The organism is Rhodococcus sp. C3V (genome assembly GCF_029269915.1).
Classification (GTDB): Bacteria; Actinomycetota; Actinomycetes; order Mycobacteriales; family Mycobacteriaceae; genus Rhodococcus_F; species Rhodococcus_F qingshengii.
In genome coordinates this window covers 156935-182361 of sequence record NZ_JARJBE010000004.1, presented here as the reverse complement: position 1 = coordinate 182361, position 25427 = coordinate 156935, and the positions used below count along the sequence as shown (strand labels likewise).

Sequence of the window (25427 nt, the reverse complement as noted above, 5' to 3'; positions counted from 1 at the left end):
GGCAGCGCGGCGAGAAATCGGGCACTCGGTGTACCCTTCTCGACAGACGCAACGTGCGACGGTTTGGGTTCTTGGGCCCTCGGCTGGTAATCTTGCCAGTCGGTGCATCAGTGCGCCCACAGCTTTCTCGACCGTAACCAGCTAAAGACGACAAGGATTTTACGCGTGGCCAACATCAAGTCCCAGGTGAAGCGAATCCGTACCAACGAGGCGGCCCGACTCCGTAACCAGTCGGTGAAGTCCTCGCTGCGTACCGCGATCCGTTCATTCCGCGAGGCTGCGGCAGCCGGTGACAAGGACAAGGCCAACGAGCTCCTCGTCTCCACCAGCCGCAAGCTCGACAAGGCAGCCAGCAAGGGCGTCATTCACGCCAACCAGGCTGCCAACAAGAAGTCTGCACTCTCGCAGGCTGCCAACAAGCTCTGACGTTTCCACTGTGACGGTTCGCCGTCACACTGGTTCGTCTCGATAGCCGCCAGGTCGAAAGACCAGGCGGCTATTTTGCGTATTCAATCGGGTCAGTGCGAAGACCCGCCATCCATGTCTTGCAGCGAATATGTGGAGCGGGCTGCAACCATCTGATGATGGCGATCAACGGGCACGGGAAGCGCCCTCGCAGCTGGTTGTTCACGACTGTCTTCTGGGCGGTCGTCGCTTTCGGCGTAGTGGCCGCCCTGGGAATCCCTCGTTGGTGGGAATCATTGACGGTTGCAGTCGTCGGAGGTGCCGCAAGCTACGGATGGTGTAGGCGCAGGCAACGTAGCGAATTCCGGATCTTCTTCGGCGTGATGTGTTCACTCGTTGCGATTCTGGCGTTTCTCGCCGTTGGACGAGCGGTACTCACCACCGTGAAGGTGCCGGTGGACAGCATCGGCCAAGAAACCATTGCCTGCGGCAGTGTGGTGAATCCGGTGTCGCACGACTCACTACGGGTGACCGACATCAGAACAGGTGAACCAACGACACGGCCTCAGGCCATTCCGCATACTCAGTTGGAGCAAGCCTGCGTGAAACGCCTCGACTACCGGGCGGGCGAGGCCACGGCCGCCACTGTCGTCGGACTACTTCTGGCCGGACGCGCAGTAGGCCACGTTGTACTCAGTTCTTCCGCAACGCGCACACTTTCCGCACTGCCATCTCCAGGGCGAAGGACGAGTCGACTGCGGCACCCTTCACGTCGGCGTTGAGGGCAGCGACGATCTGCATCGCAGCGCCGATCGACGTGGGATCCCAGCCGCCGACCTCCTTGATCGCCTTCTTGACCTTCCACGGCGGCATTCCGAGATCCGACGCCAACCGGAACGGGTCACCGCCCCGTGCAAACGGGCCGACCTTCGCGATGGTGTGGACTGCGTCGGCGAGGGCATCCGCGAGCAGAACATGGGCTGTTCCGATCTGATCTGCCCATCGGAGCGCCTCGAGCGCACCCCGGGTATCGCCGACGATGACTTTGTCGGCCACGTCGAATCCGGAAACCTCGGCCTTGCCCGAGTAATACTTGTGGACCGCATCGACGTCGATCTTGCCGCCCGTATCTGCCGCCAATTGCGAGCAGGCCGACGCGAGTTCGCGGAGGTTGGAGCCGACGCTTTCGATCATCGCGGCGATCGCATCTGGCGCAACCCTCACGTCTGCGGTCCGGAACTCACCCCGGACGAAGTCGACAAGCTGACTCTTGTTCAGTTTTCCGCAGTTGTGAACCGTCGCGCCGAGCTTCTCGAGGGCCGGAGCCAACGCTTTCGCGCGACCGCCGCCCGAGTGCACGACGATCAGAACCACACCTTCTGCCGGCTCGCGTGCAGCCTCCAGGACAAGCGCTACGGCATCTTTGCCTGCTTCTGCAGCCGATTCCAAGACGATCACACGGTCTTCGGCAAAAAGAGAAGGGCTGAGCAACTCGGCCAACTCGGGAGCATTGGTGTCGCCCGCACGCATCTTGGTCACCGGGAGATCCGAAATACCCTGGCCGCGGTCACCGCGGACGGCTCTGATGAGCTGCGATACCGTGCGGTCGATCAGGAACTCGTCGTCCCCGAGAACAAGATGCAGCGGATCGACTCCAGACGGATTACTCACCCGAAGATGGTCCCACGAGGAACCGACACGATCGACACAGACCCGCCGCCCCCGCCGTACACAGCGACGGTGCCGTCGACGTCGGTCCGAACCACCGCCCCGCCCAATGAATCCAGTTCATCGAGAACCTCCGCATTCGGGTGCCCGAAACTGTTGCCGACGCCGACGCTGATCATCGTCAACCTCGGACGCACCGCTTCCAGAAATGCCGACGACGTGGTCCGAGAACCGTGATGGGGCAGCTTCAACACATCGGCCTTCACGTCCGCTCCCGATCGGAGGATCGCCTCCTCCCCCGCAACTTCGGCGTCGCCCGTCAACAGAATTCGACCCGCGCCCGTGTGCGCCATCACCACCAGCGACTGATCGTTGGCTGCATCTGCGGCACCGACGGAATCGCGGGGAGCTGGAACCAACGGACCGAGAACCTCCACGTTCACCGATCCCAACGTCAACTCCATACCTGCGAGCAACGAGACAACCGGAACGGCCTGCGAGTCGGCGGCATCCTTCACCGCCCGAAAACCTGACTCCGGCAACAACATCGACCCGACTCCGATCGCAGCGACCGAACGCCCACTCAGGACTGCTTCCAATCCACCGATGTGATCGGCATGAAAATGACTGATCACCAGCAACGCGATGTCGTTGACGTCCAACATGTTCAGGCAACGATCCATCGACGTGGGATCAGGACCGACATCGATCACGATCACCCTGCCGTCTCCAGTCGAGAGCACAAGACCGTCTCCCTGGCCGACGTCGCACATCACCAGTGCCCACCCCGGAGCAATACGGCCACCCCCGAACACGTGCTGAAAGATCAGGGCCAGAACAACTCCCAGAACGAGAACGCCGAGCACCCATCTCGAAATCCGATTCCACAGCGTCAGGGTCGTCGCCAGTAGGACTCCCACGACGACGAGGGCACCGATGAGTCCTGACGGCACTACCACCGACGCTCCGGGAAGCGCCGCCGCCCGCTCGGACACGCACAGCAGCCACCCCATCGGCGGCCGCACCAATGGCGCGACGAACACCGCGATCGGTGGACAGATCAGCGCACACAAGGCAATCACCGCACCGAACACCGTGATGATTCCGATCACCGGCGCCACCGCCATGTTCGCGGCAATCGTGACCACGCTGAAGGTTCCCGCCATGGCGCCCACCAACGGTGCAGTCACGACAAACGCAGCACCCGAGACAGCTGTCATCTCCGAAAACCAACGGGGCCAGCCTCTTCGGCGAAGCACGTCCACCCACACCGGAGCAATGATCACCAGCGCGCCCGTCGCAGTAGTCGACAGCGCAAATCCCCAGTCGACGGCCAGCTCGGGCCTCACGACTACCAGAACGATGACGGCGGCGGCAAGCGCAGGCAGCGCCTGTTTGCGACGACCGGTGACCAGACTGAGCAGGCCTACCAAGCCCATCACCGACGCGCGTAGAACACTCGGCGACGGCCTCGCGACGACAACAAAGGCAACGAGGGCTACCACCGCCAAAGCGGCGCCGACCCGTGGACTGAGCGCCGCGGCTCTGACCAACAGCAGAACGGCCCCGAGCAGAATGCTGATGTTGGCGCCGGACACCGCGGTGAGATGGGAAAGTCCGGCAACGGTGAAGTTGTCCTTCACCACCGGCGACAGCGCCGACGTGTCTCCGACGACGAGGCCAGGCAGCAGACCCGCCTGATCCGGCGGGAGTGCAGCCGAGCACGCAGCGGCGAAACGAATGCGCACCACACTTGCCCATCGCTGATACCAGGGCACTTCTCCCACCGCGACGGGAGGCCCTTCGGACGTGATCACGGCGAGCGTGGAATCGCTACGCCATGGCTGACTCGCCCGGCCACGAACCGTGAGGCTCTGCCCTGGAACAACTTCGAGCCACGACGAACTGGGCGCCCGGATGGTGACCAAGCCGCCTCCGGAGTACCTGCGGTTCTGGGCAGTCACCGAATTGACGGTTGCCCTGAAGACGACCTGACCTTGACCCACCGCGCCGGAGACCGCGTGCGGATCCTCCGAGGGTTCCACTTCGACACTCACCCAAGCTCCCTCGAGAGAAGCTCGGGTCAGTGGGTGCCTCTCCGCCTCGGACGCCCGCCACCCGCCGACGGCACTACACCCGGCACCGAACAGCAATGCAACCAACATGATTCGTACCCACCCCGCTGATGTCCGGCGCACAACCACGTAAGTGAGGAGTGCCGCTGGAACCGCACACGCCACCGCCAGTACCCACGCGGCGACCGGGCCGAACAGGATCCCCACCGCACTGCTCCCCCACACCGCGACCGCCGACAGAAGCAGTCGAGCGTCGAGGACCGGCGAGGCTTCCGGTTCGTTCACACCGACACCAGCACTCGCAATTTGGCCAACCTTGCCGGGCCGATCCCGTCGACTTCCCCCAATTGTTCTATGTCCGTGAATTTTCCGTTGGAGGTGCGCCAGGAGATGATCGCCGCAGCCGTTACCGGCCCTACCCCGGGAAGCTCGTCCAGTTCGGCCTCGGTGGCGGTATTGAGGTTCACCAGCCCAGCCCCGCCGGATTCCCCCGTAGCTGCGGGGCTGGTCCCTCCTGCAGTGGTACTCGAAGAAACACCACCGGACTGATCGGCCGCACCAACCACGATCTGATCGCCGTCGACAAGTTTCTGAGCCAGATTCAGGCCCACCGTCTCCGCTCCGTCGAGCACGCCACCTGCCGCAGCAAGCGCGTCGGCGATGCGCGAGCCCGAATGAAGATTGACAAGCCCAGGCGTGCGCACGAGCCCGACGACACTGACCACCACAGCCTCGGGCGGCTGCTCTGCCACGACGCCGGTCGGTACAGGACTGGCTGATTCACCATCGCCGGCAGTCACATTCTTCTCCGTGACATTCTGGGGCGAGGGCAACGGTGGGACCGCCTGCATGCTCGGAGCATCCCACCACACGGCGAACAAGCCGATTCCCGTGGCCAGAACTGCAACGATCGCCAACACCCAGGTCGCCGACCGACTCGGGCGCCAACGTGTACCGCGCCAGTGTTCGGGCAATCGGTCGAACCGTGACGAGTCGGGCTGAGCGTCGTAGTCGTCCTCGTCGAAGTCCCGAAGCCACTCGGGGGACCTCTCGAAAGACCCTGAATCCTCGAATTCGTCGACGTCCTCGTGTCGCCGCCGGTAGTTGCCGTCCATCGCCGCGAGGCGATCACGCGCCCGCTCGCGCTCCTCGCTGATCCTCATGACTGGACGCTAACGAGAGACCTCGCCGCCAACGACGAACAATTTGTATCTGTGGAGAACTCGCGGATTGTGGAGAAACGATCAGGCGCTCGTGTCGATCTCCGGCAACGGGCACACCACAACACCGATCGCGCCGACACCGACGTGCGCTCCGATAACCGCACTGAAGTCGGTGACGACGGATTCCGCTACATCGGGAATGCGCTCGGCCAACTGTTCGGCTATCCCGTCCGCACGCTCTCGCGCGCGCATGTGATGCACGGCTATCGCCACACGACCGAGACCGGCGCGTTCGACTGCCGAATCCACCAAGCGCGCAAGAGCTTTGGTGGTGGTACGTGTTTTCTCGCCGAGCACCAGCTTGCCGTCCACCAGATGCAGGATCGGTTTCATGGCCAATGCAGTGCCCAGCAGTGCGGCCGCGGTTCCGATTCGTCCGCCCCTACGCAATTGATCAAGTTTGTCGACGACGATGTAGCAGCGCCCACGGCTCGCTACGTCGACCGCCCGGCCGTACGCCTCTTCGAGTGAAGCGCCCTTCTCGGCCAAGCGTGCAGCTTCGAGAGCCGGATAGCCCAAACCCATACCGGCGGACTGTGAATCGACGATCCGGACGGCGCCACCGAATTCCTGGGCTGCGACTCGTCCGGCTTCCCACGTTCCCGACAGTTGACGTGAAATGTGAACGGCGAGAACGCCGTCACCGTCGCTCATGTCCAGGGCGCGTGCATACGCTTCGGACAACTCGGCGGGCGACGCTCCGGCCGTTGTCACTCCCGACAGGTCGCTCGGCATTGCGTCGACGCCCTCTCGCAAGTCACAACCGTCACGGAGCACGTGGAGCGGAACAACCTGAATGCCACATGCGTCGGCCGACTCCTGCGGGATGCAGGCGGAGGAATCCGTGACGACGACGACCGGCATTCTGCTACCCGACTTCGCTCGGCGGTGCTACCAGTTCCGGCGAAACCACTTTCTGCGCCTCGACCCCGCGAATCGCAGCGATCATCGCGCGGGCTACGCCGAGGTGACCGTCCCAACCCCAGTGAATGCCGTCAGGATTGCCGTTCTCGGAAAAGACGTTGTCACGCACTGCATCTGCAAGGTCGACTACGGGAACGTCTTTCTCCGTAGCCCACTCGGTGATCGCGGACACCGCGGCAGGTCGTCCGGCATGCACGCTGGCGTAGGCATCACTGCGGTGCACCGACGGCAGGGTCGCGATCATCGGCAGTTCGGGCCGCATGTACTCCAACGCATTTCGCGAGCTTTCCAGATACTCGACGCTCAGCTTGGGCGGAAGTGCGACCGGGCGGCCCAGAGGTGCAAGCCGCGGCTGCAGCCACTGATAACCCTCGCGCACCACGCGTCGAAGCGCGGGTGGCCGAACGTAGCGGATGGTCTCGCGGAGCGCGGTAGGCAATGGGGACGGCAGCGAGTCCATCCCGCCGACCGCGAACACGACGGCGCCGGCCCGCGGCACCGCCGCCCACACACGAGGATCCTGAGTCAGTGCCCACCACGCGTCGCGACACGTCCATCCGATACGGGCGACCAACTCGACGTCCCAGCCGAGTTCGTCGGCCACGATGTTGGGCCAGATGCGTGGATGATCTGCCGCGAGGCCGCCTTTGGGGCCGAAATACGACAGCGAATCCGCGAGTACGAGGAGGACGGGGCGCTGCCCGTCGGCACTTTCAGAGGACGTCATTTGCGACACTCGCAGAAGCATTCCATACGTCGAGTCGCCACTCGATCGACTTGACGTCACCATGTCCACTGAGTTGCACCCAACTGGTGTTTCCCAATCCGCCGAGGACGGCCCAGCGATCGATGGGTAGGTCGAGCAATGCCGCTGTCAGTGCCGCGATCAAGCCTCCGTGCGCCACCAGAACCACGGGCCGCTCGGCCCAGTCCGGGTGCGTGTCGAGCAATTCGTGAACTACGGGGAGGCTGCGATTCGCGACGTCGATTCGGCTTTCGCCGCCGGGCGGCGCCAACGTGGCATCCGCTCGCCACGCAGATCGCACACCGGGAGTGCGCTCGTCGACGTCATGATGAGTCAGGCCCTGCCATTCCCCCAGGTGTGTCTCACGCAGACGCATGTCGGTGAGGACCGGAAGTCCGGCGGCATCACCGACAGCGACGGCCGTGAAATACGCGCGCCGCAGATCCGAGGACACGATCGTCAACGGCCTGCGATCGGCGATCACCGGACCTGCACTCTTGGCCTGCGTGCGTCCCAACTCCGACAGGTCGGTGTCGAGTTGCCCCTGCATCCGAGAGTCGGCGTTGTATTCGGTCTGTCCGTGACGCAGCAGGATGAGCCGGCGGACAGGGTTCGACGCCGCACTGGGCGCCGACGAAGTCACAGCGAGGGATCCTGCGCGTCCGGCTCGGAAACCGTGTCGGTCTCGAACACCGTGTTGGCATCGGCGGGGCCGGGACGGTTCTGTCCGAGGCCTTCGACCTCGACCGTCGGGCAGTCCTTCCACAGACGATCGAGAGCGTAGAAGTTGCGCTCCTCGTCATGCTGGACGTGGACGACGATGTCGGCGTAGTCGAGCAGTGCCCAGCGGCCCTCGCGGGTGCCTTCACGGCGGACCGGCTTGTGTCCCGCTTCGCGGAGACGGTCTTCGATGTTCTCGACAATCGAGTTGACCTGACGCTCGTTCGTCGCAGATGCGATGACGAAGCAGTCCGTGATGACCAGCTGTTCGGACACATCGAGCACCACCACTTCGGTGGCCAGCTTCTCGTCGGCTGCCAAGGCCGCGATGCGTGCCATGTCGATGGCTTCGGTGTTTGCGCTCACTCGATGTTCTCCAGTTTCGTCTTCAGAAAGTACTTGTTGTGCTCGGCTAGCTCGATTCGGCGCCCGGGACGGCTTCCGACTTCCCCGGTGCGGGCTCCGACATCGTTGTAGCTCCGTCGCGGCGCTCCGCGTCGACAGGTCGATACAGGTTCCGCTTCGAGATGTACTGCACCACTCCGTCCGGCACCAGGTACCAGACGGGGCGGTCTTCACTTGCCCGACGCCGACATTCGGTCGACGAAATGGCAAGTGCCGGAATCTCTATCAACGTGACCGCGTCGGCGGGCATGGTGTCGAGGTGACCGGCCAGGTGCTCTGCATTGAGATCGAAACCCGGTCGCGATACCCCGACGAACTTCGCCAATGCGAACAACTCTTCCCAATCTTGCCAGGAAAGGATGTTGGCCAGCGCATCGGCACCGGTGATGAAGAAGAGTTCGGCGTCAGGGTGGTAGGCCCGGAGGTCTCGCAGCGTGTCCACGGTGTACGTCACTTTTTCACGGTCGACGTCGACCCGAGAGACGGAAAACCGCGGGTTGGAGGCGGTGGCGATGACCGTCATGAGGTACCGGTCCTCGGCAGGACTGACGCCCTTCCCCTGCTTCTGCCAAGGCCGTCCGGTGGGGACGAAGATCACTTCGTCGAGTCCGAACCGGTCGGCGACCTCACTGGCCGCAACGAGGTGGCCATGGTGAATGGGGTCGAAGGTGCCACCCATCACTCCTAGGCGTCGAGCACGTTCCACCGATAGTCCCTTCTGCACGAGTGTCGAGCTTACGGGTCAGACCGGCAGCAGACGGGACACGACGTCGGCAAGCTGCTGGGCCGAGCGGCACTCGTGCATGCTGATGACCTCGTTGTAGACCTTCGCCGCGGAGTCACCCGTTCCCCATTGCCCCTTCGGCTCGGGGTTGAGCCAGTGCGCGTGCTTGGCTACTGCCACCATCTGCGACAGCGACTGAAGGTTGGGATCGCGGTAGTTGTTGCGACCGTCGCCGAGTACCAGTAGCGACGTGCGACTGGTGATCGACTGCGCGAACTTCTCCTGGAACACTCCGAAGGCGTGTCCGTAGTCTGAGTGGCCGTCGTAGGTGATCAGTTCGGCCTCACGCACCATCCGTGACATCGCTGATCCGAGGTCTGCGTTCGAGTCGAAGAACCGCGTGACCTCGTCGGTCGTGTCGATGAACGCGAACACCCGCACGCGCGAGAACTGCTCACGCAAAGCGTTCACGAGCAGCAGAGTGAAATGGCTGAACCCCGCCACCGAGCCGGACACGTCGCACATCACCACAAGTTCGGGCCGCGCCCGCTTCGGCTTGCGCTGCACCAGATCGATCGGCACTCCGCCCGTCGACATGGACTTGCGCAACGTACGACGTAGGTCGATCGAACCCGCGCGAGAGCGGCTACGACGCACGGCGAGACGACTGGCCAACAAACGAGCCAGAGGTGCGACGTTCTTCTTCAGCGTGGTGAGTTCGGCATCGGACGCTCGCAAGAAGTCGACTTCCTCGGCGAGTTTCGGAACGCCGTACGTGGCGACCCGCTCCTTGCCCAAATTCTCGGCTGTGCGTCGACGCGTTTCCTTCTCGACCATCTTGCGGAAGTCCGCGATGCGCTGCGCTGCCGTGCGCTTGGCGACCTCGGATTGATAGTCGGAGTTGTCCTTGCCCTCTGACCCGGAACCCTCCTGGTTGCCGAGCAGGCCCTGCAGGATCTTGTTGAGCAACGTCTCCGGGGCGACGTCGCGCAGCGCCTGGTAGGCGGAGAACGACGGGCCGTTGCTCGACTGATACTGCCCGAGTTCCTCGACCATCGCGGCGGTCAGGAGTTCGGTCATCTCCATCGCCTCGTCACTGCCGTCTGTCAGCAGTTCGGCGATCAGCTCACGCAAGGCCTGCAGGTCGATCGAGCCGTCTGGCTTGCGCGGCAGTGTGACGTCGACGTCGCCGACCGCACGGTCACCGATCGCCTTGGGGAACCACAGGTCGAAGACGGCGTCGAACGTCGCCCGGTGGGTCGGCCTGCGCAGGAGCGAGCATGCCAGCCCTTCACGAAGCGCTTCACGATCGAGCAGGTCGAGAACAGACATGACCTGACCGGCGTCGACTGTCTCGGACGGGCCGACCATGATTCCGCGTCGTCGCAGAGCCTCGACAAAATCGACGAGGTGACCGGGAATCCCGTGCGGCGCTGCCAGGCCGCCAGGTGAGAGCGGCGACGTCGATCCTGCGGGAGCCATGTCAGACCTCAGTTCAGCCGAAGTTCAGCGGCGGCACGCACCTGGTCCGACTGGTGCTTGAGGATCACGCCGAGCGTGGCGCGAACGGCATCGTCGTCAAGAGTGTCCATGCCCAGAGCAAGAAGGGTGCGTCCCCAGTCGATGGTCTCGGATACTGAAGGGACCTTCTTGAGCTGCATTCCGCGAAGAACACGAATGGTGTTGACCAGCTGCTCGGCAATCGCTTCAGGAAGCTCCGGCACACGGCTTGCGAGGATGCGACGCTCGAGGTCGGCGTCCGGGAAATCGAGATGCAGGAAGAGGCAACGACGCTTCAGAGCCTCCGAGAGTTCACGAGTGGCATTCGAGGTCAACACCGTGAACGGCTTGCGGGTGGCGGTGATCGTTCCGAGCTCGGGGATCGTGACCGCGAAGTCGCTGAGCACTTCGAGGAGCAGACCTTCGATCTCGACGTCTGCCTTGTCCGTCTCGTCGATCAACAGCACCGTCGGGTCCTCGCGGCGAATGGCCTTGAGCAGTGGACGTGCGAGCAGGAACTCCTCCGAGAAGACATCCGCCTTCGTCGAGTCCCAGCTGTGGTCGACCGCGACATCACCCCTCGCTCCGCTCGCCCCGCCCGACTGAATCCGAAGAATCTGCTTCGCGTGGTTCCACTCGTACAGCGCACGAGCCTCGTCGACGCCCTCGTAGCACTGCAGACGCACCAGTTCTGCGCCCGTGGTCTGGGCGACTGCGCGGGCGAGTTCCGTCTTTCCGACACCGGCCGGGCCCTCGATGAGCAGCGGCTTGCCCAGACGATCGGCCAGGAAGACTGCCGTCGCGGTGGCCTTGTCGGACAGATAGCCGGTCTCGGCCAGCCGTTCGATCACGTCGTCGACGGTCGAGAAGAACGGCGTCGTGTCGGGAAGTGCTCGGTCCACGGTTAACTCCTTGAGAGGTGGGGCAAGTCTGGTGAACTTTTCAGGCGGGTCGGGTATGCCCGTCGCCCCAGACGATCCACTTGGTGGACGTCAGTTCCGGCAACCCCATGGGGCCACGCGCATGCAGTTTCTGGGTGGAGATGCCGATCTCGGCGCCGAACCCGAACTGCTCACCGTCGGTGAAGGCAGTCGACGCGTTGACCATCACTGCCGCAGCGTCGACTCGAGCGGTGAACTCGCGGGCAGCCGAGAGATCGGACGTCACGATGGCTTCGGTGTGGCCGGTCCCGTACTGGTCGATGTGCTCGACGGCAGCGTCCAAGTCCTTGACGACCTTGAGGGCGACGTCGAGGGTGAGGTATTCCTTCGACCAGTCGTCCTCGGTCGCGGGAACCAGTCCCGGCAGATCACCGTGCACGACGACGTCGTGCATCTGGAGCGCTTGGAGCAGCTTCGGCACGGCCGTCTCGGCAATAGCGGCGTCGACCAGCACCGTCTCTGCCGTGTTGCACACACTGGGCCGACGGGTTTTGGAGTTGAGAAGAATCTTCTCGGCCATCAGTAGATCGGCGGCCGAGTGAACATAGACGTGGCAGTTACCGACACCGGTCTCGATGGTGGGGACAGTGGCATCGCGAACTACGGCGCTGATCAGGCCGGCGCCACCGCGCGGGATGACGACGTCGACGAGGCCACGGGCCTGAATCAAATGAGTGACCGTGGAGCGATCCGCACTTGGCAGAAGTTGAACGGAATCCTCGGGCAGTCCCTGATCAACCAACGACGCACGCAGAGCCGCCACCAACGCTTCGTTGGACTTGACCGCCGAGGACGAACCACGAAGCAGCGCAGCATTTCCCGATTTGAGGGTGAGCCCGAAGGCATCGACGGTCACGTTGGGACGAGCCTCGTACACCATGCCGACGACACCGAGCGGAACGCGCTGCTGCCGTAGTTCCAAACCGTTAGGCAGAGTGGAGCCGCGAAGAACTTCGCCGATCGGATCGGGTAGTCCGGCAACCTGACGCAAACCCGACGCGATGCCCTCGATCCGGTCAGCGGTCAGACGAAGACGGTCGAGCAGCGATTCCTCGGTGCCGCCCGCCTTCGCGGTGTCGATATCGAGAGCGTTGGCCGCGAGAATCCGATCACTTGCCGCGAGTACCGCGTCGGCTGCGGCGTTGAGCGCAGCATCCTTCTGCGCGGTGGTCAGCAGAGCCAGGACGCGCGAAGCCTTGCGGGCTCGGCGTGCGGCGTCGTGCACGACGGACTTGGTGTCGGACGCGTTCGAGTCGACGGTTTCTGCGTTGGAAGTCACAGCGGTCATGAATACACATTAACCACCCACCGTGACGGCCTGCTCGGCGGAACGAGGCTGTGACCACCCGGGACCATTCCGGCGGACCGCCTGCGAACATTTAGGCGGACCGCCTGCGAACATTTCGGCGGACCGCCGGGGAACAATTCCGGCGCGCGACACTGTTGCACCCACCGACCTTCTTCTTCGAGTCAGGAGCCATCCGTGAGTGTGTTGTTCGAGCCTTTGACCCTGCGCGGCGTCACCATCCCGAACCGCGTCTGGATGGCACCGATGTGCCAGTACTCCGCTGACGTCATCGGCGACCAGGTCGGAGTGCCCAACGAGTGGCATCGCACGCATCTGGTGAGCCGTGCAATCGGCGGCACCGGCCTGATTCTCACCGAGGCGACGGCCGTCAATCCCGAAGGCCGCATATCGGCAGCTGATCTGGGGATCTGGAACGACACGCAGGCGCAAGCCTTCGCCGAGATCAACGCGCAACTCGCGTACTTCGGCGCAGTGCCCGGAATCCAGCTGGCCCACGCCGGACGCAAAGCGTCGACGCAGGTTCCGTGGCGCGGCGGCAAGAGCCTGCCCGCCGACGACCGACTCTCGTGGCAGACGGTGGCCCCGAGCGCGGTTCCGTTCGGTCACCTTGCCGATCCGGTCGAGCTCACCACGGAAGGCATCGAGAAGGTCGTCGCAGACTTTGCAGCGGCGGCTACCCGCGCACTGAAGGCCGAATTCAAGGTCGTGGAAATTCACGCGGCTCACGGATACCTGATCCATCAGTTCCTCTCCCCCGAGAGCAACAAGCGGACCGACCGCTACGGCGGCAGCTTCGAGAACCGCATCCGGTTGCTCCTCGAAATCCTGAGCGCAGTCCGCGAGGTGTGGCCGGCCGAGCTACCGCTCTTCGTCCGGGTCTCGGCGACCGATTGGCTCACGGAAGAACGTGGGCTCGACGTCGAGAGCTGGACCGCGGATCAGACCGTAGCCCTCGCCAACATCCTCTCCGACTACGGCGTCGATCTCGTCGACGTGTCCACCGGCGGTAATTCACCGGCAGCCAAGATTCCGGTGGAGCCGGGATACCAGGTTCCGTTCGCCCGTCGCCTGCAGAACGAGAGCCTGCTACCGGCCGCCGCCGTCGGCCTCATCACCGAACCCGAACAGGCCGAGAAGATCGTCGAAGACGGAAGCGCAGTGGCGGTGCTCCTCGGTCGCGAACTGTTGCGTGATCCCTACTGGGCGCGCCGGGCGGCCCGTGAACTGAACGCCGAGGTAGGACCGCATATCCCGTCGCAGTACGCCCGCGCCTTCTAGCCCGAAAATCGGCTCCCGCGCACAACTTTGATAGCGTAAGCGTCTTACTTGCCGGTAGTCCGGAGCCCTGTGGGCTCCGGACACTGCCGCGGGCCAGAGCCGTGCGACGGGGGTCGCAACGAGCCACAGGGCACGCGGACGCTCGATTTCCCGACCGGCTCATCGGCGAGTGGGCAACGAAAAGATGCGTGCATCAGGTACGTGCCCCGCTCGGTTCGATGATTGCGCTGGGGAGCGCATGTCATGACTACACCAGAGAACTCGATCAGCGCTCTCGAAGTGGCCGAATCACCCGATGTCTGCGTCACCGACAATGCGTCCGTCAAGCGCGCTGTCAAGGCAACGATGCTCGGAAATGCCATGGAGTGGTTCGATTTCGGCGTTTACGCATATCTAGCTACCACTATAGGAAAAGTGTTCTTCCCGGACGCGAGCGGCAGCGCTCAACTCCTCTCTACCTTTGCAATTTTCGCGGCAGCCTTCATCGTCCGCCCACTCGGCGGATTGTTCTTCGGTCCACTCGGTGACCGCATCGGACGCAAGAAAGTCCTGGCCACCACCATCATTCTGATGGCGGGCAGCACCTTCGCCATCGGCCTCATCCCGAGCTACGAATCCATCGGTATCGCCGCCCCGATCCTGCTGGTACTCCTACGCCTACTGCAGGGCTTTTCCACCGGCGGCGAATACGGCGGAGCCAGTACGTTCGTCGCCGAATACGCACCGGACAAGCGCCGCGGTTTCTTCGCCAGCTTCCTCGAATTCGGGACTCTGGCAGGATATGTGGCGGCAGCGGGCATCGTGACGATCATCCAGACCGTCGTCAGTGCCGAGGACCTACTCCAGTGGGGCTGGCGCATCCCCTTCCTCATTGCCGGACCTCTGGGTCTCATCGGCCTGTACCTCCGTCTGCGTTTGGAGGAAACTCCCGCATTCCAGATGATGGAGCAGGCCGAAGAGCGCTCCCTCGCAGATGAATCCACAGGCAAGAAACTACGCGAAACTCTCGTCGACAACTGGCGTCCGCTTGTTCTGTGCATCGTCCTGGTGGCCACGTACAACATCGCTCACTACGGACTGCTCAGCTACATGCCGACGTATCTGACCAACACGTTGGGTTACGACGAATCCCACGGACTCGTTCTGATGATCATCGTCATGATCGTGATGATGATGGGAATCAGCTACGTCGGAAAGTTCTCGGACCGCGTCGGGCGTAAACCCTTGCTGCTCAGCGGTTTCATCGGATTCTTCGTCCTGTCCCTGCCTGCCTACCTTCTGGTCGGCGTCGGCAACTACGTGACGGTCTTCCTGGGACTCGCAATTCTCGGCGGCTTGCTCCTGCTGTTCGTCGGAGTGTTCCCGTCCGTGCTTCCCGCACTCTTTCCGACCGGAATCAGGTACGGCGGCTTGGCAATCGGATACAACCTCGCGGTCTCCATCTTCGGCGGGACCACTCCCCTGGTGCTCACCGCCCTCGAAAGTGCAACGGGCAGCAACTTGGTCGCACCGATGTACATGATGATCGCCGCCGTGATCGGCGGTATCGCAGTCCTGATGATCCCCGAGACCGCACGCAAGCCACTCGACGGCTCTCCGCCCTCCGTCGCCACCGACGAGGAAGCACGTCGGATCATCCGCAAGGTTCGTCGAAAGAGAATGAAGGCCGATAACCTCGAGGTATGAGCACGCCTCGAATCGTCGTCGTCGGCAGTATCAACATGGATCTGACCACGTCAGTGTCCAGATTCCCCGCTCCGGGAGAAACGCTACTCGGCACTGCCTTTGCCACCGCGGCGGGAGGCAAAGGCAGCAACCAGGCCATCGCCGCCGCGAAAGCCGGTGGGGACGTGTCGTTCGTCGGCGCGGTCGGCGACGACGGTTTCGGCACCCAATTGCGCGAGACCCTGCAAGACGCCGGGGTCGACACCGCGTTGCTTCGTAGTGTCGACGGCCCGAGTGGCGTTGCCGCCATCACCGTGAGCGCGGACGCGGAGAACAACATCATCGTCGTCCCGGGCGCCAATTCCTCGGTCACCTCGTTGTCAGAAGCAGACCTCGACGCGATCGCACACGCCGACGTTCTACTGTGCCAACTCGAAATACCCCTCGACACGGTCACCGCAGCGGCCCGGCACGCGCGTGCCAACGGAACAACTGTCATCCTCAATCCTTCGCCGGTACAAGACCTTCCGGGCGCCCTGATCGAGTCTGTCGACATCCTGATCGTCAACCAGACCGAGTCGGAGCAGTTGGCCGCGGTCACCGGTCGCGTCCGATACCTCGTCACGACGCTCGGGGCCGGCGGCGCGGATCTCCGGTCGGGCGAGGAGACAATCCACGCCGACTCCCCGGCCGTGACACCCGTGGATACAACTGGCGCAGGCGATGCTTTCACCGGCGCCTTCGCCGTGGAGTGGGTGCAGGGCCAGGACCGCGCCCTGCAGTTCGCTGCCACGGCGGGAAGTCTGGCGACGACGGTCCGCGGCGCGTCGGTGTCGTCACCCACTCGCGCTGCGATCGAAAAAGTCCTGAACCGACAGCTTGACTCTGACACCGTGTGAGGTCGTAAACCTGTAGGTATCGGGTTTGTGAGAGAGAGAAACGGGGCGAGCAAGGATGTTGAGTATCGGAGACTTCGCGAGAGCAGGTCGTGTGTCGGTGCGCATGCTCCGCCACTACGACGCCATCGGTCTGCTCAGACCCGCGAGGGTCGACGCATCCACCGGGTATCGCTCGTACACCGCGGGCCAGTTGGCGCTGCTCAACCGCATCGTCGCTCTCAAGGAGTTGGGCCTGACTCTGGCCCAGGTCCAGCAAGTGGTGGAGTCAGCGGTCACCGTCGACGAGATCCGCGGGATGCTCACGCTTCGCCGAGCAGAACTCGAAACCCGAATCCAGGAAGACACCGCGCGACTGGCACATGTACAGGCGCGCCTACGGATCATCGAAAGTGAGGGACAGATGTCCGCATACGAGGTTGTGATCAAGTCAGTTCCGGCGCTGCGGGTCGCGGAGTTGACCGGTACCGCCAAGACGATGGATCCGTCGTCGATCGGCCCGGTGGTTCGCGGGTTGTACGAGCGCCTTTGTACCGGTTTGGATCGTGCCGGTATCGCCGCGATCGGACCCGCTGTCGCTTACTACGAGGATGCCGGTGACGACGAGAACGTCGTCGTCCATGCGGCGCTACCGGTAGACGCGAATCCCGATGGCGACTACGAGTTCGCTGTGGTGGACCTGCGGGCCGAAGAGCACGTGGCCTCGCTGCTGCACAAGGGTTCGATGGACAACTGCCTGCCCGCTTATCAGGCGTTGGCCCAATGGATCGACGCAGCGGGATACCGCAATGCCGGCCCCAGCCGTGAGGTGACGCTGGCGTGCCCGGAGGATGTCGACGGCTGGGTCACCGAACTGCAGGAACCTGTTGCCAAGGCCTGAAGCCCGCACGTGTCGGCAGGGTCGTGCACCATGGGGTCCATGACCACCGCCACTGCCCCAGCCATGCGCGACGAAGCCGAGCGGCTGCTCCGCGAACTCGCGGGGCCGGATGCCCGCCTACGCGAGGACCAGTGGACGGCCATCGAGGCGCTGGTGGTGCAGCGCAAACGCGCGCTCGTCGTACAGCGGACCGGCTGGGGCAAATCTGCGGTCTACTTCATCTCGGCGAAGCTGCTCCGGGCAACGGGCCACGGCCCCACCGTCATCGTCTCTCCGTTGTTGGCCCTGATGCGAAACCAGGTCAGTTCTGCCGAACGTGCCGGAGTGCGCGCCGCAACCATCAATTCGGGCAACGTCACCGAATGGGACGACATCCATGCCCGCGTCGCAGCCAATGATCTCGACGTCCTTCTGGTCAGCCCCGAGCGCCTGAACAACCCTGACTTCCGCGATCAGGTGCTCCCGGCCCTGGCAGCTGATGCCGGCCTGGTCGTAGTCGACGAGGCTCACTGCGTTTCCGACTGGGGCCACGACTTCCGTCCCGACTACCGCCGCATCAGGACCTTGATCGCCGAACTCGGCGAGGGCATTCCCGTCCTCGCAACCACGGCGACGGCCAACAACCGCGTCGTCGAGGACGTGTCCGCCCAACTCGGCGTCGGCGGTGAGGAAACCCTCGTCCTTCGCGGCGGGCTCGAACGCGAGTCGCTTCACCTCTCTGTAGTCCACATTCCGGAGGCGACGGCGCGCGCTGCCTGGCTTGCCGACATGCTCGAGACGCTGCCGGGTTCGGGCATCATCTACACGCTGACGGTTTCGGCCGCGCGCGACCTCGCAAGCCTGCTCTCCGAGCGCGGCCATACCGTCGCCGCCTACACGGGCCAGACCGATCCCACTGAACGTGAATCTCTCGAGCAGGACTTGTTGGGTAATCGCGTCAAGGCTCTGGTGGCCACCTCGGCACTCGGGATGGGCTTCGACAAGCCTGATCTCGGGTTCGTCGTCCACCTCGGCGCACCGTCGTCGCCGATCTCGTACTACCAGCAGGTGGGCCGCGCCGGTCGTTCCACCGACAGGGCAGACGTGATCCTCCTGCCGGGGGCCGAGGACAAGCAGATCTGGAGTTACTTCGCCTCGGTCGCCTTCCCCCGCGAGCACCTGGTCCGCAGCGTGATCGAACACCTCGACACCGAAAAGGCCACGTCGACACCGGCACTCGAACCTCTGGTGGAGCTCAATCGCACGCGTCTCGAGATGGTCCTCAAAGTCCTCGACGTCGACGGCGCGGTCAAACGCGTCAAGGGCGGGTGGATCAGCACCGGCGAACCCTGGGTGTACGACGCCGAGCGCTACGGCCGACTCGACGACGCTCGCCAGGCCGAGCAGGCCGCAATGGTCGAGTACCAGAGCATCACGACGTGTCGAATGACCTTCCTGCGTGAACAACTCGACGATCCTGGTCTGACCTCGGAGAACTCACAGTGCGGTCGCTGTGACAACTGCACAGGCAATCGCTACGACACCACTGTCGACACCGCCGCCCTCGACGAGACTCGGGCGCGCTTGCAGCGCCCCGGATTCGACCTGGAGCCGCGCAAGATGTGGCCGACCGGCCTGAGCAAGCTGGGCGTCAAGCTGTCCGGGAAGATCACCGAGGGGCCCGAAACCGGGCGCATTCTCGGACGGATGTCGGACCTGGGCTGGGGTCAACGTCTCCGCGCGCTTTTCGACGGTCCCGACGCCGAGGTACCCGATGCGGTGGTCAGCGCGTGTATCAGCGTTCTGGCCGCCTGGAATTGGGCCGAGCGACCCACCGGTGTCATGGCCCTCGAATCCACAACGCATCCTTTGTTGGTGTCGAGCCTGGCTGCCAAGTTGGCCGAGGTCGGGCGATTGACCGACCTGGGCACTCTTCGCTTGCGCCCCGACCACCCTCCGGTGTCGGCAGCGAACTCCGCCTACCGCGTGTCCGGACTGGTCGATGTTTGGGAAGTCCCGGACATGAGCATCCACCAGGGACCGATACTTCTTGTCGACGCAATCGCCGATACCGGTTGGACTTTCACGATGGCCGCGCGCGCACTTCGACAGGCTGGTGCTCACTCTGTACTTCCGTTGGCGCTCGCAAGCCCGAAATAGCGAGTTTTTGCCCGAAATAGTCGCTCCGACAACGGCAAAAGTTACATAATGTGAGCACCATCACATTCATGTCCTCACCTGGGGCGCAACGGGTTCCACACGGCCCGAAACGGACATCTGCATGACTTCGACAGCAATGATTGTTACGTTCAGATGACCGATGAAGCCTGTTGATACGAGAGCTATCCCGACCACCGCGCCGGACGCGGTGTTGTTCAGAAGCCCACAGATCGATGACGGAGTCCGGCTCTGGGAGATCGCACGTGATTCGAAGGTGCTCGACCTCAATTCGAGTTATGCATACCTGTTGTGGTGCAGGGATTTCAGCGCGACGTCCATCGTCGCGGAGGTAGACGGCCGCGTAGTCGGATTCGTTTCCGGTTATACCCGTCCCAGCGCGCAGGAAACCCTGTTCGTGTGGCAAGTTGCGGTCGACGAAGACCAGCGCGGCAAGGCAATTGCTGCCCGCATGCTGTCCGACTTGATGGATCGCACTGCCCCACTGGGTGTTACACATCTGGAGACCACGATCAGCCCCGACAACGAGGCTTCGATCGCACTCTTCACCGCGCTCGCACGTCGACGCGAAGTACCGATAACCAGGCAGACGTTGTTCTCGCCCAACGATTTTCCCGATGGACACGAAGCCGAAGATCTTTACACGATCGGCGCCTAGCGCACTTCGCGCTCGGCATACAGCATGCCCCGGAGGAACAAAGAAGATATGAATATCAACGAAGCAAGCATTTTCGAAACCCTCGAGTCCGAGGTTCGCAGCTACTGCCGTGACTGGCCCGCAGTGTTCACCAGCGCATCCGGATCCTGGATTCGTGACGAGAACGGGCGCGACTACCTCGATTTCTTCGCCGGCGCCGGCGCACTCAACTACGGCCACAACAACCCGGTGCTCAAATCCGCACTGGTCGACTACATCATGAGCGACGGCATCACGCACGGCCTCGACATGTCGACAGTCGCCAAACGCGAATTCCTCGAGACCTTTCAGCGCAACATCCTCGAGCCACGCGGCCTGGACTACAAGGTCCAGTTCCCCGGCCCGACCGGATCGAACACCGTCGAGGCTGCACTGAAGCTGGCCCGCAAGGTCACCGGACGTTCGGCAGTCATCAACTTCACCAACGCATTTCACGGAATGACACTTGGTGCACTCTCCGTGACCGGCAACTCGATGAAGCGCGCGGGCGCCGGTGTCCCCCTCGTGCACACGACACCGATGCCCTTCGACAACTACTTCGACGGCGTCACCGAGGACTTCCAGTGGTTCTCCCGCGTTCTCGATGATTCCGGCAGTGGAATCAACCGCCCCGCGGCAGTGATCGTCGAAACCGTGCAGGGTGAAGGTGGCGTCAATGTCGCCCGCCCCGAATGGCTTCGGGCGCTGGCAACACTGTGCTCGGATCGCGGAATCCTGTTGATCGTCGACGACGTCCAGATGGGTTGCGGCCGTACCGGCCCGTTCTTCTCCTTCGAAGAGGCCGGAATCGTTCCCGACATCGTCACGTTGTCCAAGTCGATCAGCGGCTACGGAATGCCGATGGCGCTCACGCTGTTCAAGCGTGAACTCGACGTCTGGGGACCGGGCGAGCACAACGGCACATTCCGCGGCAACAACCCGGCGTTCGTCACCTCCAAGGTGGCACTCGACCACTACTGGTCCGACGACGCCCTCACCAAGACGACGTTGAAGAAGGGCGCACGCATCAGCGAATGCTTCGCCAACCTCTCCGATCAGTTCCCCGGCGAGGTCTCGCACCGCGGGCGTGGCTTGGTTCAGGGCCTCGTCTTCGAACAGCCCGAGCGCGCCGGCAAGGTCTGCCAGTTGGCATTCGACGAGGGATTGCTCGCCGAGACCTCCGGACCCTCCGACCAGGTTGTGAAACTGCTTCCCGCACTGACGATTACCGACGACGAGCTCGAGCACGGCCTCTCCATTCTGGCCGAGGCGACACTCAAGGTCTGCAGCTAGAGGAAGGACTCTCCCATGATCGTTCGCACCACCACCGAGATCACCGACACCGACCGCGACATCACGAGTGAGGACGGAAACTGGCGCAGCAAGCGCATCGTCCTCGGCGGCGACCGCGTCGGGTTCTCGTTCCACGAGACCACCATCAAGGCGGGTTCGGTCAACGAGTTCCATTACGCCAACCACGTCGAGGCTGTCTGGCTCGTCGAGGGCACCGGCAAGCTGATCGACCTCGGCAACAACAAGGAATACGATCTCGCACCGGGGTCGATGTACCTGCTCAACGGCCACGAGCGTCACCGCGTCGAGCCGGACACGCAGATGCGCATGCTGTGCGTGTTCAATCCGCCGGTCACCGGGCGTGAGGTGCACGACGAGAACGGTGTCTACCCACTGGTGGAGGTCCCCGCGTAGCGTCTAGTCATGGCGACTGACACCTCTCCACGCGTAGCGATCGGCCCCGTCCCCGATGCACTGCTCGACAGCGCGGTGCTTCGGGGCGGTGGTCTGATCAGTCCGATCGACACTGCGGACGCCCTGATCTGGGCGGGCTCACCCGAGACCTTTCCGTCGGAGTTACCGGCGTCGGTCAGGTGGGTGCAGCTTCCGTCGGCGGGAATCGAGGATTGGTTCGACTCCGGTGTGATTCCGAAGGACACAGAAATCACGTGGACCTCGGCGGCCGGTGCATTTTCGGCGTCGGTGGCCGAGCATGCACTCATGCTTCTCTTGGCCGGAGTTCGTCACTTGCCTGCACACATCGAGGCTCGAACGTGGCGTCAGTTCGAGTTCTTTCCCAAGATCGGCACCCTCCGTGGCTCGACGGTTGCGATCATCGGCGCAGGCGGTATCGGCCGCGCGCTGATTCCGATGCTGGCCGCGCAGGGGGCGGACAGCATCGCAGTCAATCGTTCCGGTAGCCCGGTCCCCGGGGCGATCTCCACGTACCCCGCATCCAGAATGGATGAAATCTATTCTCGCGCAGATCACTTCGTGATTGCTGCGCCCGCCACCCCGGCCACCCGTCACCTCGTGGGTCGTGCGCAGTTGGCGGCGATGCAACCCCATTCCTGGGTGATCAATGTCGCGCGAGGATCACTGGTCGACACCGACGCACTGGTCGAGGCCATCGAGTCGGAACAGATCGGCGGCGCCGGTCTCGACGTCACCGATCCCGAACCCCTCCCGGACGGTCACCCACTGTGGGATCTGACGAATGCGATCATCACACCCCACGATTCCAATCCGCCAGGCGTTCGCCCCGCCGCGTTCGCGGATCACGTCTCCAAGAACGTGACCCGCTTCGCGAAGGGTGAGGCGCTGGCTGCCCTCGTGGACCCCGTAGCCGGATACTGAGCACGCCGCCGAAGCTCGAATGCTCGGACGACGGTTGCCACAAATTACTGTGACGACTGCGTCTCCGGAAAGAAAAGCGCCCGCGCCCGGCGAGCGACCTCTTCGGCAGGTACATCCTCGACCTTCGTGCATACTGCCCACCTGTGGCCGAACGGATCGAGAAACACTCCATGCCGGTCGCCCGAAAATGTATCGGCCACAGCCGTGACCAGCATGCCTCCCTCGGCGACTGCCCGAGCGACAAACTCGTCCGTGTCCTCGGTGTAGACGACGATCGACGAATGCACCCAGCCGTCCTGCGGTGATTTGAGACCGAAGTCCGGCATCTCCTGCGAAAGCTGCAGCATCGAATCGCCGATCCGGATCTCCGCATGCATGAGGGAGCCGTCAGGTGCGTTCATCGCATCGACTATCTCAGCTCCAAGTGCTCGTTTGTAGTAGTCGAGTGCGGCATGGCCGTCCGGCACCGCAAGGTAGGGAGTGATCGTGCGGTAACCAGCAGGGATCGGGTTCACTGTGTTCATGTGTACGAGTATTGGCGATCGCACACGTGTTCTATTGAACATTTCGGACTTCCTCCGCGCCTCCGTCTCGCACACGCGCCTATCCTGGAACGGTGCCTACCGACAACAGCCGCCTCGACGCCCTCCCCGAGCTCCTGGCCGGCCGTCGCCTGGCAGTTCTGACGGGCGCCGGCATCTCCACCGACTCCGGAATCCCGGACTACCGCGGACCTGATTCACCCCCGCGCAATCCGATGACGTTCCAACAGTTCATCGGCGATCCGGCGTTTCGGCGGCACTACTGGGCGCGCAACCACATCGGCTGGCGATACATGGACAGCTCCCGCCCCAACCAGGGCCACCGGGCCGTCGCGGCACTGGAACGAACAGGGCGAGCCGTCGGCGTGATCACCCAGAACGTCGACCTCCTGCACACCAAGGCCGGCGCGCGAAACGTCATCGACCTCCACGGCACCTACGCGCAGGTTCGATGCCTGAGCTGCCAGCGGCTGATCTCCCGCACCACTCTCGCGGAGAGGCTGGAAGAAGCCAATCCCGGATTCGCCGAAACAGTCGCTGCTGCAACAGGAGTCGAAATCGCACCCGACGCAGATGCCGTGATCGAATCCACCGCACACTTTCGCGTCGTGGATTGCGCCGTGTGCGGTGGCTTACTCAAACCGGACATCGTCTACTTCGGCGAATCCGTCCCCAAGGAACGCGTCGCCCGTGCATACAGCCTTGTCGACCAATCCGACGCACTGTTGGTAGCCGGGTCGTCGTTGACCGTGATGTCCGGCCTACGTTTCGTCCGGCATGCCGCCAAGACCGGGAAGCCGATCGCCATCGTCAATCGAGGCACGACTCGCGGCGACGAATTCGCCGACCTCAAGCTCGAAGTCGGTTGCGCTGAAGCACTTTCCGCCCTCGTCGAGCACGAAAGCTACAGCGCCACCAAGTCGTCCGCGTGAACCACAGGACGCTGCATGTCGGCCGGCAGATCGGTGGTGGAGCGCCCCAGGATCTCCTCGATCTCCGCAGCGTCGAACGCAACGACACCCCGGGCGACGGGCTTCTCCCCCGGCCCCATCAGGGACACTACGTCGCCGGCGTGGAAGTCACCGGATACACCGACGATGCCAGCGGACAGAAGGCTTCGACGCTTGGACACGACCGCGCGGACGGCGCCTTCGTCGAGGTGGAGGTCACCCGATGTGTCAGCGGCGTGACGAACCCAGAATCGGCGTGCCGACAATCGCGTCGGCCGCGGCGCAAATGCCGTTCCGACATCGGCACCACTGAGTGCCTGCGCAGCGTCCGATGCTGCCGCGAGCAGAACCGGCACGCCGGAATCAGCGGCCAGGCGTGCTGCTGAGAGCTTCGACGCCATGCCTCCGGTACCGAGGGCGCCACCCGAACCGGCAACCACACCGTCGAGATCCTCGGGACTGTTGACCTCGGGAATCAGTGTGGCATCGCCCTTTCGGGGATCCCCGTCGTACAGTCCGTCCACATCCGACAACAGGATCAACGCGTCGGCGCCGACCAGATGAGCAACCAGAGCAGCCAGCCGATCGTTGTCACCGAATCGAAGTTCGGTGGTGGCAACGGTGTCGTTCTCGTTCACGATCGCCACCGCGTGCAATGCCCGTAGACGATCGAGTGTCCGTTGGGCGTTGCGGTGCTGCGTCCGTCGAGCGATGTCGTCAGCCGTGAGTAGAACCTGCCCGACGGTACGGCCGTAACGGGCGAACGACGTACCCCAGGCGTGAGCCAGAGCCAACTGACCGACGCTGGCCGCAGCCTGCTTGGTCGCGAGATCCCGCGGTCGCTTGGTCAGTCCCAGCGGCGCCAGTCCGGCGCCGACGGCACCGGACGAGACAACGACGACATCGGAACCCGCACGCATGCGAGCCTCGATGGCATCGGCCAACAGATCGAGTCGGTGAGTATCGAGTCCCGCCACCAGACTGGTGAGCGCAGACGACCCGATCTTCACGACGATACTGTGAGCCGACGCTATCGACTCCCTGGTGGACCCGAGCACAGTCCCGTTCCCTCTCTTCGGTTTTCGTCCTGAAATC

General features: G+C 63.5%; 24 protein-coding genes. 11 read left to right on the top strand and 13 right to left on the bottom strand.

All coding sequences use genetic code 11. From position 1 onward, the window contains the following. Positions 1 to 165 precede the first annotated feature (165 nt). On the top strand, positions 166 to 426 hold the full coding sequence (gene rpsT, locus P3G66_RS13165) for a 30S ribosomal protein S20 (RefSeq protein ID WP_003944567.1): 261 nt from the start codon (positions 166 to 168) through the stop codon (positions 424 to 426). A 672-nt stretch (positions 427 to 1098) separates the two neighbouring features. Here the strand turns inward: rpsT and holA are convergent. From holA to P3G66_RS13110, 11 genes are all read right to left on the bottom strand, one after another. Then, a complete protein-coding gene (holA, locus tag P3G66_RS13160) occupies positions 1099 to 2076 on the bottom strand; it encodes a DNA polymerase III subunit delta (protein WP_003944476.1) in 978 nt (325 codons plus the stop codon). Next, entirely contained in the window at positions 2073 to 4433 is a 2361-nt protein-coding gene (locus tag P3G66_RS13155; RefSeq protein ID WP_058227184.1) for a ComEC/Rec2 family competence protein, read from the bottom strand. Before P3G66_RS13155 ends, holA begins: the two co-directional genes overlap by 4 nt. Next, a complete protein-coding gene (locus P3G66_RS13150) occupies positions 4430 to 5311 on the bottom strand; it encodes a ComEA family DNA-binding protein (RefSeq protein WP_276116702.1) in 882 nt (293 codons plus the stop codon). The genes P3G66_RS13155 and P3G66_RS13150 overlap by 4 nt, the downstream gene beginning before the upstream one ends. Before the next feature lie 81 nt (positions 5312 to 5392). After that, the gene (locus P3G66_RS13145; RefSeq protein ID WP_003944515.1) at positions 5393 to 6235 is read right to left on the bottom strand and encodes a DegV family protein; all 843 of its coding nucleotides are present in this window, start codon (positions 6233 to 6235) and stop codon (positions 5393 to 5395) included. 4 nt (positions 6236 to 6239) lie between these two features. Further along, positions 6240 to 7022 (bottom strand): diglucosylglycerate octanoyltransferase, encoded by a 783-nt coding sequence (gene octT / locus P3G66_RS13140; RefSeq protein WP_042924057.1) that lies wholly within the window; start codon positions 7020 to 7022, stop codon positions 6240 to 6242. Next, positions 7009 to 7683 carry a histidine phosphatase family protein gene (locus tag P3G66_RS13135; protein WP_007731024.1) on the bottom strand — a complete coding sequence of 225 codons (675 nt, stop codon included), beginning with the start codon at positions 7681 to 7683 and terminating at the stop codon, positions 7009 to 7011. The genes octT and P3G66_RS13135 overlap by 14 nt, the downstream gene beginning before the upstream one ends. Next, positions 7680 to 8126, bottom strand: a complete 447-nt coding sequence (rsfS, locus tag P3G66_RS13130; protein ID WP_003944502.1) for a ribosome silencing factor — start codon at positions 8124 to 8126, stop codon at positions 7680 to 7682. The genes P3G66_RS13135 and rsfS overlap by 4 nt, the downstream gene beginning before the upstream one ends. 46 nt (positions 8127 to 8172) lie before the next feature. Beyond that, positions 8173 to 8889, bottom strand: coding sequence for a nicotinate-nucleotide adenylyltransferase (gene nadD, locus P3G66_RS13125; RefSeq protein ID WP_276116701.1), 717 nt, complete (start codon positions 8887 to 8889; stop codon positions 8173 to 8175). 18 nt (positions 8890 to 8907) lie between these two features. Beyond that, positions 8908 to 10371, bottom strand: a complete 1464-nt coding sequence (locus P3G66_RS13120; protein ID WP_003944477.1) for a VWA domain-containing protein — start codon at positions 10369 to 10371, stop codon at positions 8908 to 8910. Between the two features lie 8 nt (positions 10372 to 10379). Then, positions 10380 to 11291 carry a MoxR family ATPase gene (locus P3G66_RS13115; RefSeq protein WP_003944506.1) on the bottom strand — a complete coding sequence of 304 codons (912 nt, stop codon included), beginning with the start codon at positions 11289 to 11291 and terminating at the stop codon, positions 10380 to 10382. Between the two features lie 40 nt (positions 11292 to 11331). Continuing rightward, positions 11332 to 12618, bottom strand: coding sequence for a glutamate-5-semialdehyde dehydrogenase (locus P3G66_RS13110; RefSeq protein WP_058039397.1), 1287 nt, complete (start codon positions 12616 to 12618; stop codon positions 11332 to 11334). A 195-nt stretch (positions 12619 to 12813) separates the two neighbouring features. Between P3G66_RS13110 and P3G66_RS13105 the strand changes: the two genes are divergently transcribed. From P3G66_RS13105 to P3G66_RS13065, 9 genes are all read left to right on the top strand, one after another. Then, positions 12814 to 13917, top strand: coding sequence for an NADH:flavin oxidoreductase/NADH oxidase (locus P3G66_RS13105; RefSeq protein WP_054826982.1), 1104 nt, complete (start codon positions 12814 to 12816; stop codon positions 13915 to 13917). Positions 13918 to 14160: 243 nt separating this feature from the next. Next, entirely contained in the window at positions 14161 to 15603 is a 1443-nt protein-coding gene (locus tag P3G66_RS13100) for an MFS transporter (protein WP_276116700.1), read from the top strand. After that, on the top strand, positions 15600 to 16481 hold the full coding sequence (locus P3G66_RS13095) for a ribokinase (protein WP_256519439.1): 882 nt from the start codon (positions 15600 to 15602) through the stop codon (positions 16479 to 16481). The genes P3G66_RS13100 and P3G66_RS13095 overlap by 4 nt, the downstream gene beginning before the upstream one ends. A gap of 55 nt (positions 16482 to 16536) precedes the next feature. Then, positions 16537 to 17358, top strand: coding sequence for a MerR family transcriptional regulator (locus P3G66_RS13090; RefSeq protein ID WP_007731010.1), 822 nt, complete (start codon positions 16537 to 16539; stop codon positions 17356 to 17358). A gap of 39 nt (positions 17359 to 17397) precedes the next feature. Beyond that, positions 17398 to 19497 carry a DEAD/DEAH box helicase gene (locus tag P3G66_RS13085; protein WP_030536630.1) on the top strand — a complete coding sequence of 700 codons (2100 nt, stop codon included), beginning with the start codon at positions 17398 to 17400 and terminating at the stop codon, positions 19495 to 19497. A 160-nt stretch (positions 19498 to 19657) separates the two neighbouring features. Next, the gene (gene ectA, locus P3G66_RS13080) at positions 19658 to 20173 is read left to right on the top strand and encodes a diaminobutyrate acetyltransferase (RefSeq protein WP_003944572.1); all 516 of its coding nucleotides are present in this window, start codon (positions 19658 to 19660) and stop codon (positions 20171 to 20173) included. Between the two features lie 48 nt (positions 20174 to 20221). Next, positions 20222 to 21484 carry a diaminobutyrate--2-oxoglutarate transaminase gene (gene ectB, locus P3G66_RS13075; RefSeq protein WP_007731008.1) on the top strand — a complete coding sequence of 421 codons (1263 nt, stop codon included), beginning with the start codon at positions 20222 to 20224 and terminating at the stop codon, positions 21482 to 21484. 15 nt (positions 21485 to 21499) lie between these two features. Then, positions 21500 to 21898 (top strand): ectoine synthase, encoded by a 399-nt coding sequence (locus tag P3G66_RS13070; protein WP_276116699.1) that lies wholly within the window; start codon positions 21500 to 21502, stop codon positions 21896 to 21898. 9 nt (positions 21899 to 21907) lie between these two features. Beyond that, the gene (locus P3G66_RS13065) at positions 21908 to 22840 is read left to right on the top strand and encodes a D-isomer specific 2-hydroxyacid dehydrogenase family protein (RefSeq protein WP_007731007.1); all 933 of its coding nucleotides are present in this window, start codon (positions 21908 to 21910) and stop codon (positions 22838 to 22840) included. Between the two features lie 44 nt (positions 22841 to 22884). Here the strand turns inward: P3G66_RS13065 and P3G66_RS13060 are convergent, their stop codons facing one another. Beyond that, the gene (locus P3G66_RS13060; protein ID WP_346349158.1) at positions 22885 to 23406 is read right to left on the bottom strand and encodes a VOC family protein; all 522 of its coding nucleotides are present in this window, start codon (positions 23404 to 23406) and stop codon (positions 22885 to 22887) included. A 50-nt stretch (positions 23407 to 23456) separates the two neighbouring features. On the opposite strand from P3G66_RS13060, the gene P3G66_RS13055 reads away from it, so the two are divergent. Further along, a complete protein-coding gene (locus P3G66_RS13055; RefSeq protein ID WP_042450219.1) occupies positions 23457 to 24314 on the top strand; it encodes an NAD-dependent protein deacetylase in 858 nt (285 codons plus the stop codon). Here the strand turns inward: P3G66_RS13055 and proB are convergent. Continuing rightward, positions 24287 to 25390: a glutamate 5-kinase gene (gene proB, locus P3G66_RS13050; RefSeq protein WP_003944552.1), complete on the bottom strand. Its 1104-nt coding sequence runs from the start codon at positions 25388 to 25390 to the stop codon at positions 24287 to 24289. The two genes, P3G66_RS13055 and proB, sit on opposite strands and share 28 nt — an antisense overlap. Positions 25391 to 25427 lie beyond the last annotated feature (37 nt).